This is a genomic window from Caballeronia temeraria (genome assembly GCF_001544795.2).
GTDB classification, from domain to species: Bacteria; Pseudomonadota; Gammaproteobacteria; order Burkholderiales; family Burkholderiaceae; genus Caballeronia; species Caballeronia temeraria.
In genome coordinates this window covers 1-10,944 of record NZ_FCOI02000035.1, presented here as the reverse complement: position 1 = coordinate 10,944, position 10,944 = coordinate 1, and the positions used below count along the sequence as shown (strand labels likewise).

Below are 10,944 nucleotides of genomic sequence, written 5' to 3'. Positions count from 1 at the left end.
GAGATGAATCCTTTCGATGACGAGACCGGCGAGTTTTTCGTTTTGCGCAACGATGAAGGGCAGCATTCCCTGTGGCCGTCTTTCGCCGCCGTGCCCGCTGGATGGACGAGCGTGTTCGGCGTGGCGGCGCGGCAGGCATGCATCGACTACATCAACGAAAACTGGACCGACATACGGCCCGCGAGTCTGCGCCGCGAAGCGCCTTAAGCCAGGGAACGACACGCATCCATGAAATTCATCAAGCTGCTGTTCGGCGAGGCCCGGCGCGACCGCACGCCCTTGCTGCTGGCATCGACGTTGCCGGGGGTGATGATGTCCGGCGTGATCGCGCTCGTCACGACCGTCGCGAACTACGATCAGAGCAAAGGGCCGAATATCTATCTGATGGCGTTCTTCATCATCGCGAGCGTCGCGCTGCTTCTGGCGATGAACTATGCGCTCAACGCCACCACCGCCGTGATCTCGAACTTCATTCTGCAAAAGCGCCTGAACATCGCGCGGGCCGTGCGCTCGCTCGATCTGGAAGCCTATGAAAAGATCGGCGCGATGCGCGTGGATTTCGCTATCGGCCGCGACTTGCAGACCATCGAGGAAGCCGCGCCGACCGTCATCGTCCTGATTTATTTCGTCACGCAACTCTTGTCGTCGGCGCTGTATATCGGCTATCTGTCCCTGATCGCGTTTGCCGTGACGCTGCTTTTTCTCGGGGTCGCGACGTTTTTTTATCGCAGCAGCTATGCGCACGCGGAAGCGCTCGCCAAGGAAGCGACCGAACTCGAAAGCGCCTTTCGTTCCAGCTTCGATCATCTGTTGCGAGGCTTTCGCGAGATCAAGATGAACGCGCGCCGCGATACCGATCTCTTCGACAACTACATCGTGCAACGCGCGCTCGCCGTGCAGGACTTGCGGGTCAGTTCGGGCCGCGGCTTCAATCGCGGCCAGACCCTGAGCGATGCGTTCTTCTACGGCCTGCTCGGCTGCATGGTGTTCCTGACGCCGTACTACATCAGCAATGCGTCGACGCCGGCGAAGATCATCCTCGTCATCGTGTTTTCCGGCGGCGCGATCGCGAGCCTGATCCAGGCGCTGCCGGCCGTGTCGCGCGCCGATCTCGCCGTCGACCGCCTCGACGCGCTCGAACGCGAGCTTGCGGAGGCCACGCGCGCGGCCGAATCGGGCCCCGGCGCGCCCGAGCCGATGCTCGTGCACGGCATCACCTTGCGCGGCGTGAGCTACACCTACAAGGCGCCCGGCGGCCAGCCGGGCTTTCACGTCGGTCCGTGCGATCTCGTCATCAAGGCGGGCGAAGTAACCTTCATCGCGGGCGGCAATGGCAGCGGCAAATCGACCTTGCTCAATCTGATCACGCAGTTGTATGCACCGGATTCGGGCGAAGTGCGCTGGGACGATAAAACCGTCACCGATGCCAACGCGACTGCGTATCGCCAGCTCTTTTCGGTGATCTTCTCGGACTTCCATCTGTTCGACCGTCTCTACGGCCTCGATCCCGCGCACGACGATCTCGCCGATCTCATCAGGGAGATGGATCTGTCCGACAAGGTTCATTACAAGCTCGGGCGCTTCAGCACGACCGACCTGTCGAGCGGTCAGCGCAAACGCCTTGCGATGGTGAGCGCGCTCGCGGAAGGACGGCCCGTGCTGATCTTCGATGAATGGGCCGCCGATCAGGACCCGCAGTTCCGCCGCTATTACTACGAGAAACTTCTGCCGCGGCTGAAGGCGGCGGGCAAGACGATCATCGCCGTCAGTCACGACGACCGCTGGTTCAATGCCGCCGACAAGGTCATATGGATGGAAGAAGGCAAAGTGCAGCGCGTGATGACAACGAAGGCCGGCGCATGACCGGTTCGTGACACGACGCGGCGGCGTTCGATTTCCCTTGATCCGGAATCGAAGCCGATATGTAATAGCGAGGCATTCCTCATCTTCTGCGCACGGCGCTCGTCGCGCCTCGGGCCGCGCTTCTCCGGCATGGCCGCTCCTGTCGCGCGACGTCTAATTCAGTTCTAACTCCCGGCGCCTATATTTCGTTGCAACCCGATGCATGAACAAGGGAGCAACAGCATGGACAACCCATTCGACGATGAACACGGCACGTTTCGTGTCCTGATCAATGAATCGCGGCAGCGCTCGCTCTGGCCCGCTCATCTCGACGTCCCGGCTGGTTGGGAAGTGGAGCTTTCGGATAGTCCGCGCAAGCAATGTCTGGACTATATCGAAGCGCATTGGATCGATCTGCGGTCCTACTGAACCTCGATCTGGGAGTGGCACATGGCCAAGCGCGTCGTCAAAGTCATCGATCTCGTTCCGGGACGGAGCGTACAGCTTCTGTCCATCGACAATCAAGCACTCGAGCAAGAAAAATTCTGGCGCGATCATGTTTGCGCTCAGGAACCCATCGTCATCAGAAAGGCCGTGCTCGATTGGCCCGCCTTTAAAAAATGGGGCATGCCCGGTTATCTGGAAGCGCTCACGAATCGCCAGGTCGGCGTGTCCGACACGTTCAATGCGAGTCCCGCCGGCGTCTGGCATCAAAACCTTCCGAAATACCGCCTCGATGAAGCGATCGCGCGCCTGCGCAACGCCGCGCCCGACGACACGTTCGCCATTCGCGCGTTGCCCATTCCGCCGGAATGGCGCGCCGATCTCGGCGGCTACGATTTTCTGAACGCGCACCGCGATCTGCCGCCGCGTGCGTATGCGCGCGACCGTCTCTTCATCTATCGGAATGCGTCGACCGAGTGGCATTACCACACGACGGACGAAACGCTCACCACGCAGATACTCGGCACGAAACGCATCTCGATGTTCAAGCTGTCGAAGGAAAACTGGCACGCGTATGCCGGGCCGATCCGATCCAATCTTCATCACATGGATGAGCGGGCGCGCTTCTTTCCCGCGGATGCATCGTTGACGAAATTCGAGGCCACGCTCGGACCGGGCGACGTGCTCTACATTCCGCCGTTCTGGTGGCATGGCGTGGACCCCGCGGACAACGGCTTCGGCATCACGCTCGCGCACTGCTTTCGCACGCCGTTCAACCGGCTCGGCTCCTTGAGCGATCCCGCGGTGAAGGACGTGATCCGGGCGCAGGGAAGCCTCATGCTCGCGCTTCGCATGAGAGCGTTCGTCGCGCTCGGCTCGCTTTCCCGGATCGTAAATCCCTGAAGTGTTTCGTTCAGAACGTCGATAGCGATGTTTTCGATCATCGTTTTCCAGGGCACCCGCGTGCTCTCACATACGGATTGATGCCATGTTCAGCCTTCCCCTCGCGCCCGCTCAATCGGGCATCTTCTTTCGCCAGCAACTCGATCTGCGCGATCCGCGCTTCAACCTCGCGCAGCTGACGGAGATCATCGGACCGCTCGATGTCGAGGCGCTGCAAGCGGCGCTGCGGCGCACGGTCGGCGAGGCAGAAGCGATGCAGGTGCGCATCGTCATCGAGGACGGCATGCCGCATCAGGTGCTGCCCGATGCAATGGACGATTTCACGCTTCGTGTCGTCGATGTCAGCGATGCGCCCGATCCCGTCGAAGCGGTCGATCGCGAAGTGGAGGCCGCGCTCGCCAGCGCCATCGATCTCAATGCCTATCCGCTCTTCGACGGCCAGCTTTTTCAGGCCGGCCCCACGCGCTTCTTCCTGTTCCAGCGGATTCATCACATCGCGTTCGACGGCTATTCGTTCTTTCTTTTCACGCAGCGCCTCGCGGCTGTCTATTCGGCGCTCGTCGAAGGACGCGAGCCGCCGCCGTGCACGTGGCGCGGCCTCGCCGACCTGCTCGATGACGATGACGCCTATCGCGCGTCCCGTGCGTTCGAAGGCGATCAGCAGTTCTGGCGCGATTATCTGGCCGATTGCGCCGAGCCGGTGCTGCTCGCCGAATGCATGGCGCACGAGCCGATACCGTCTGAGATTTCCACACAGACGATCGCGCGGATGCGGCTGTCACCGGAAACGACCCGGCGTCTGCGTGACGTCTCGGAGCGTCACGGCGCGACGTGGCCGCAGTTCTTCACCGCGGTCATGGCGGCCTATGTCGCGCGGCTCAGCGGTCAGCCCGAAGTGGTGCTCGGCTTTCCGGTCACGGCCCGCGTGGGACGCCTGGCGAGAAACGTGCCCGGCATGATGTCCAATGCGCTGCCGTTGCGCGCGACGCTGGATGCGGACACGACCATCATCGATCTGCTCGGCGCGGTGTCACGGCAGAGTCGCCGGATCTTGCGCCATCAGCGCTATCGCGTGAAGGACATTCGACGCGATGTGGGACGCATCGAATCCGACAGGCCGCTCTTCGGGCCGACCGTGAACGTCATGCCGGACTACAGCCTCGCGCTGGATTTCGCCGGATGCCGGATCGGATCGAATCGCTCCTTCTATGGAACGCCCGATGATCTCGCGCTCATCATCCATGACGAAGGCGATGAACTCGGCATCGAACTGATGTTCGACGGCAATCCAGCGCTCTACTCCGCCGATGCCGTGGATGCCCATGCGCGGCGCTTCACGCGTCTGCTCGAAAAGGCGCTGGCCCAGCCCGATGCGCCGCTGCATTCGTTCGAGCTCGTCTTGCCCGAGCGGCAGGCGTGGCTCGAATCGTGGAACGACACGGCCGCGCCTTATGCCGAGCATCTGTGCATCCATCAGCTTCTGGAGCAGCAGGCTCGACGCACGCCCGATGCCGTCGCGCTCGAATGCGACGGCGCGTCGCTCACGTTCGCGCAACTCAATGCGCGCGCGAACCGGCTCGCGCATCGTGTGATCGCGGCGGGCGTGCGTCCGGAAGACCGCGTGGCGTTGTGCATGGAGCGCGGCATCGGCGCGATCACCGCGCTCTTCGCGATCCTCAAGTCGGGCGGCGCGTATGTACCGCTCGATCCGGCTTATCCCGGCGAGCGCCTGAGCTACATTCTCGGCGACGCGACGCCCGTGCTGCTCGTCGCCGATGCGGCCGGCCGACAAGCCCTGAGCGACACGGGCGCGCTCGCCGTGCTGGACCCCGGCGTATCGCTCGACGATACGCTGCCGCAGGACGATCCGCATGTGCCCGGTCTCGCCTCGCATCATCTCGCCTACGCGATCTACACGTCCGGTTCGACCGGCAAGCCGAAGGGCGTGCTGGTCGAGCATCGTCATGTGCTGAATCTGCATCACGCATTGCACTCGACGGTGTTCGCGCATTGCGCCCCGCACTCCGGCGTCACGCTGAACGCGAGCATCGCGTTCGATGCCTCGGTGCAGAATCTCGCCGCGCTGCTCGGCGGACATCGGCTCGTCATCGTTCCCGCCGACGTGCGCACCGATGCGATGGCGTTGATCGACTTTCTCGACGAGGCGCGCATCGACGTGTTCGACTGCACGCCGACGCAGCTCGACTCGCTCTTCTCCGCCGGCCTGCTCGAACAACGGAAGGCGCCGCTGACGGTGCTCGTGGGCGGCGAACCGCTCACGCCGCAGACCTGGAACCGTCTCGCGCGCGCCGCGCAGATCCGCGCCTTCAACGTCTATGGTCCGACCGAGTGCACCGTCGATGCCACCGTCGCCGAGATCACGAGCGAGCAGACGCGGCCCGTCATCGGCAAGCCGCTCGCCAACACGCGCACCTATGTTCTCGATGCGCTGCGCCGCGTGGTGCCTCCCGGCGCCGTGGGCGAGCTGTATATCGGCGGCGCGGGCGTGGCGCGCGGCTATCTGAACCGGCCCGAGCTCACCGCCGAGCGTTTCCTCGACGACCCGTTCGTGCCGGGTGCGCGCATCTACCGTACCGGCGACCTCGCGCGCTTTCATCTCGACGGCAATATCGAGTTTCTTGGCCGCAATGACCATCAGATCAAGATTCGCGGGTTCCGCATCGAACCGGGCGAGATCGAGACTCAGATCGCCGCTCATCCCGCCGTGCGCGAAGCGGTGGTCATCGCGCGGGCGCGGCATCAGGGTTCGCAAGATCAGCCGCTCGTCGCCTATGTCACGCTGTTTTCCGATATCGATGCCAGCGCGCTGCGCGAGCATCTCGCGTCGCGTCTGCCCGACTACATGGTGCCGTCGGCCTTCGTCACGCTCGACGCGCTGCCGCTCACGCCGAGCGGCAAGCTCGACCGCCGATCGCTGCCCGATCCGCAAGCCGATGCCTTCGCGCTGCGTCCGTTCGAAGCACCGCAGGGCGCGACCGAGAGCGCCCTTGCCGGACTGTGGGCCAAGTTGCTGGGGCTGGAGCGCGTCGGCCGTCACGACAACTTCTTCGCGCTCGGCGGGCACTCGCTGCTTGCCGTGACGCTGATCGAGCGCCTGCGACGCATCGGACTTCACGCCAGCGTGCGCGATCTGTTCGCGACGCCCGTGCTCAGCGCGCTCGCCGCCGCGCTCGAGCAGGCCGCGCCGAAGCCCGATATCGTCGTGCCGCCCAACGCGATCACGCCCGATTGCACCGCGCTCACACCGGCGATGCTGCCGCTCATCGACCTCACGCAGACGGACATCGATCGCATCGTCGAACAGGTTCCCGGCAGGCTCGAGAATATTCAGGATATCTATTCACTTGCTCCGCTTCAGGACGGCATTCTGTTTCATCACATGCTGACCACGGAGGGCGATCCGTATCTGCAAACCGCGCGACTCGCGTTCGACAGCCGCGCCCGTCTCGATGCGTGGCTCGATGCGTTGCAAAAGGTCGTCGAGCGGCATGACATCCTGCGCACCGCCTTCATCCACGACGGACTCAGCACGCCCGCGCAAGTGGTCTGGCGCAAGGCGCCCGTGACCATCACCGAGATCGGGATCACGGACGGCGACGCCGCCGGAAAGCTGGCGAAGCATTTCGATGCCCGCACGCAACGCCTCGATCTCACCCGCGCTCCGTTGCTGCAGATTGCGATCGTTCCCGAAACGGGAAGCGGACGCTGGCTGATGCAATTGAACTGGCATCATCTGATCGGCGATCATGCGACGCTGGAAGTGATGCACGCTGAAATCGGCGCGATCCTCGATGGCCGGGCCGACACGCTCGGTGTGGCGCAGCCGTTCCGCGATCTGGTCGCGCAGGCGCGGCTCGGCGCGACGCAAGACGCGCATGAATCATTCTTTCGCGACATGCTCGGCGACGTGAACGAACCGACGCTGCCCTTCGGCCTCACCGACATTCATCACGACGGCTCGGCCGTCGCCGAAGCGCGCGCAAGACTGCCCGCATCGCTTGATACGCGTCTGCGCGCTCAGGCTCGCAGCGTCGGCGTGAGTCTTGCGAGCCTGTGTCATCTCGCGTGGGCGCGCGTGCTCAGTGCAGGCAGCGCGCTCGACTCCGATGGACGCATCGTGTTCGGCACCGTGTTACTCGGGCGCATGCAGGCGGGCGTCGATCAGGCGCTCGGGCTCCTGATCAATACTTTGCCGATACGCCTCGACGTGAACGATGCCTCGGTCGTCGACAGCGTGCGCACCACGCATGAACGTCTCGCAGCTTTGCTGCAACATCAGCATGCGCCGCTCGCGCTCGCGCAACGATGCAGTGGCGTCGCCGCTCCCGCGCCGCTCTTCAGCGCGTTGCTCAACTATCGCCACAATCAAGGCTCGGCCGATGAACGCGCGTTCGATGGCATCGAACTGCTCGGCGCCGAGGAGCGCACCAACTATCCGCTGACCCTTTCGGTGGACGACAACGGCGACAGCCTCGAACTCACCGCGCAGACCGTTGCGCCCCTCTCGCCCGTGCAACTGTGCGGATACATGGAGCAAGCGCTTGCGAGCCTCGCCGATGCGCTGGAACAGGCGCCCCGTACGCCGGTGAATCGGTTGAACGTGGTGCCCCCTGACATCCGCGAGTTGCTGGTCAAGACATGGAACGGCACGCGCGCCTCCTATCCTGCGGATGCGTGCATCCATCAATTGTTCGAGCAACAGGTTCGACGCACGCCCGATGCCATCGCGCTCCTCTTCGAAGACGAATCGCTCACGTATGCGCAGCTCAATGCGCGCGCGAATTGGCTTGCGCATCGTCTGATCGCGCTCGGTGTGTATCCGGAAGATCGCGTGGCGCTGTGCGTGGAGCGCGGCATCGGCATGGTGGTCGCGTTGCTCGCCATCCTGAAGGCGGGCGGTGCGTATGTGCCGCTTGATCCGGCTTATTCCGGTGAACGCCTGAGCCATATCCTCTCCGACTCGACGCCGCGTCTCTTGCTCGCCGATGCCGCCGGCCGTGAAGCATTGGGCGATACCGGCGCGCTGACGGCGCTCGATCCCGATGCACCGCTCGATGACTCATTCTCGCAAGACGATCCGCAAACGCCGGTCGCGCTGCCTCATCTCGCCTATGTCATCTACACATCGGGTTCGACCGGCAAGCCCAAGGGCGTGATGATCGAGCACGCCCAGATCGTGCGCCTCTTCGACGCGACTCAGGACTGGTTCGGCTTCAACGAACGCGATGTCTGGTGCCTGTTCCACTCGTTCGCCTTCGATTTCTCAGTGTGGGAATTGTGGGGCGCGCTCCGTTTCGGCGGAAAACTCGTGATCGTGCCGCAGCATGTGGCGCGCTTCGCACCCGACTTCCTGCGCCTGCTTCAGCGAGAGGGCGTGACCGTTCTGAATCAGACGCCCAGCGCATTCCGCGCGCTCATTCAGGCGCAGGAATCCAGCGACGACGCCGATGCGCTGCGCTATGTGATCTTCGGTGGCGAGGCGCTGAATCCATCGATGCTCGAACCGTGGTACGCGCGGCATTCGGATCAGAAGCCACGCCTCGTCAACATGTACGGCATCACCGAAACGACCGTCCACGTGACGTATCGGCCGCTGACCCGCGATGATTGTGCGCTGAGCAGCAGTCCGATCGGCGTGCGTATTCCCGATCTGACTGTGTATCTGCTCGATGCGCAAGGTCAGCTTGCACCGGTCGGCGCGGTGGGCGAGTTATATGTCGGTGGCGCGGGTGTGGCGCGCGGATATCTGAATCGTCCCGAGCTTACTGCCGAGCGTTTCATCGACGATCCGTTCGTGCCCGGCGCGCGTCTTTATCGCACGGGAGACCTCGGACGCTATCTTGCCGATGGCAGCCTCGAGTTCTTCGGGCGCAACGATCATCAGGTCAAGATTCGCGGGTTCCGCATCGAGCTTGGCGAGATCGAGGCGCAGCTTGCGAGTCATGCGGCGGTGCGCGAGGCGGTGGTCATCGCGCGGGCACGACAGCAGGATGCGCAGGATCAGCAACTCGTCGCGTATGTCACGCTCGCAGCGGAAATCGATGCGAGTGCCCTGCGCGAATATCTCGATTCGCGTCTGCCGGACTATATGGTGCCATCGGCATTCGTCGTGCTCGATGTGTTGCCGCTTACGCCCAACGGCAAGCTCGATCGGCGTGCATTGCCCGATCCGCAGTGGCAGGATCTTGCGGCTTATGTCGCGCCGCGTTCATCGCTCGAAGCGTCGCTTGCGCAATGCTTCGCCGATGTGCTCGGGCTCGAACGCGTGAGTGTGTTCGATAACTTCTTTGCCCTCGGGGGGCATTCGCTGCTTGCTACGCAACTCGTCTCGCGTTTGCGTGAGGCGCTTTCCGTCGAAGTGCCGCTGCGCAAGCTGTTTGACGCGCCTAGCGTTGCATCGCTTGCAGAAGCGCTGGAGGAATCGCCTCGTCATGTCAGTGCACTGCCTGCGCTGCACGCTATCGAACGTCCCGCGCATCTACCGCTGTCGTTTGCGCAGGAACGTCTGTGGTTCCTCGAACAACTGAATCCCGGACAATCGACGTATCACATTCCGATCGCTTTGCGCTTAAACGGCACACTCGATGTTCGGGCCTTCCAAGCCGCATTGAATGAACTCGTTGCGCGTCATGAAAGCCTGCGCACTTCCTTCGTTCAACACGATGGTCAAGCCGTGCAGCACATTGCTGCCGAACTCGAATTGCCTCTGCCGCTTATCGAGTTGGACACGCTTGCGCAAGCCGACGAAGTCCGACGCCTCGCACAAGCCGAAGCCAGCCGCCCCTTCGATCTTCAGCACGGCCCGCTGCTTCGCGCTCAACTACTGCGCCTCGCGGAAGATCAGCACGTCCTGCTCTTCACGATGCATCACATCATCTCCGATGGCTGGTCCACCGGCGTGCTCGTGCGTGAACTCGGCGCTTGCTATACGGCTGCGCTGCGTAACGAACCGATCGCTCTTGCACCGCTGGCCGTGCAGTACGCCGACTACACGCTGTGGCAGCGCGACTGGCTCGCCGGTGCGGAGTTGGAACGTCAGACGCAATACTGGCGCAATCAACTCGCCGAGCTTGCGCCGCTGGACCTTCCCACTGATCGTCCTCGTCCCGCGCAGATCAGCGGGCGAGGCGCGACGTTGCCCTTTGCGTTGAGTCCGGAACTGTCCCAGCGCCTGCACACACTTGCTCAACAGGAAGGCGTCACGCCCTTCATGCTGCTGCTCGCCGTGTTCCAGACGTTGCTCGCACGCCTTTCCGGACAGTCCGATGTCGCAGTCGGTTCGCCCATCGCTAATCGTACGCATGCGCAAATCGAACCGCTCATCGGCTTGTTCGTCAATACGCTCGTGTTGCGTGCCGATCTCTCCGGCTCGCCATCCCTGCGTTCGCTGCTCGCGCAAGTCCGTGATACGACGCTTGCCGCGTATGCGCATCAGGATTTGCCGTTTGAAAAGCTCGTCGAAGCGCTCGCGCCGGTTCGCGATATCAGTCGCACGCCGCTATTTCAGGTGATGTTCGTGTTGCAGAACGCACCCATGCAAGCGTTCGCTTTGCCGGGGCTTACGCTCGAACTGTTGCCCGCAGCCGAAGCCGGCGCCAAGTTCGATCTCACCTTGAGCCTCACGCATACCCAGGAAGGCTTGACCGGCACCTTCAGTTACGCGACCGATCTGTTCGATGAGATCACCATCACCCGCCTCGGTGCGCGTTTCACGAGCTTGCTCGAACAAGCGCT

5 protein-coding genes are annotated in these 10,944 nt (G+C 63.1%); all 5 read left to right on the top strand.

What is annotated here, in order from left to right:
• Positions 1-3: 3 nt before the first annotated feature.
• Positions 4-207 (top strand): MbtH family protein, encoded by a 204-nt coding sequence (locus tag AWB76_RS32305; RefSeq protein ID WP_061164178.1) that lies wholly within the window; start codon positions 4-6, stop codon positions 205-207.
• Between the two features lie 21 nt (positions 208-228).
• The gene (locus AWB76_RS32300) at positions 229-1,863 is read left to right on the top strand and encodes a cyclic peptide export ABC transporter (protein ID WP_061164177.1); all 1,635 of its coding nucleotides are present in this window, start codon (positions 229-231) and stop codon (positions 1,861-1,863) included.
• 222 nt (positions 1,864-2,085) lie between these two features.
• The gene (locus tag AWB76_RS32295) at positions 2,086-2,271 is read left to right on the top strand and encodes an MbtH family protein (protein WP_061164176.1); all 186 of its coding nucleotides are present in this window, start codon (positions 2,086-2,088) and stop codon (positions 2,269-2,271) included.
• Positions 2,272-2,292: 21 nt separating this feature from the next.
• Positions 2,293-3,189, top strand: coding sequence for a cupin-like domain-containing protein (locus tag AWB76_RS32290; RefSeq protein WP_061164175.1), 897 nt, complete (start codon positions 2,293-2,295; stop codon positions 3,187-3,189).
• An 85-nt stretch (positions 3,190-3,274) separates the two neighbouring features.
• Positions 3,275-10,944: non-ribosomal peptide synthetase (locus AWB76_RS32285; RefSeq protein WP_157696257.1), on the top strand; the 7,670-nt coding region annotated here is incomplete at its 3' end.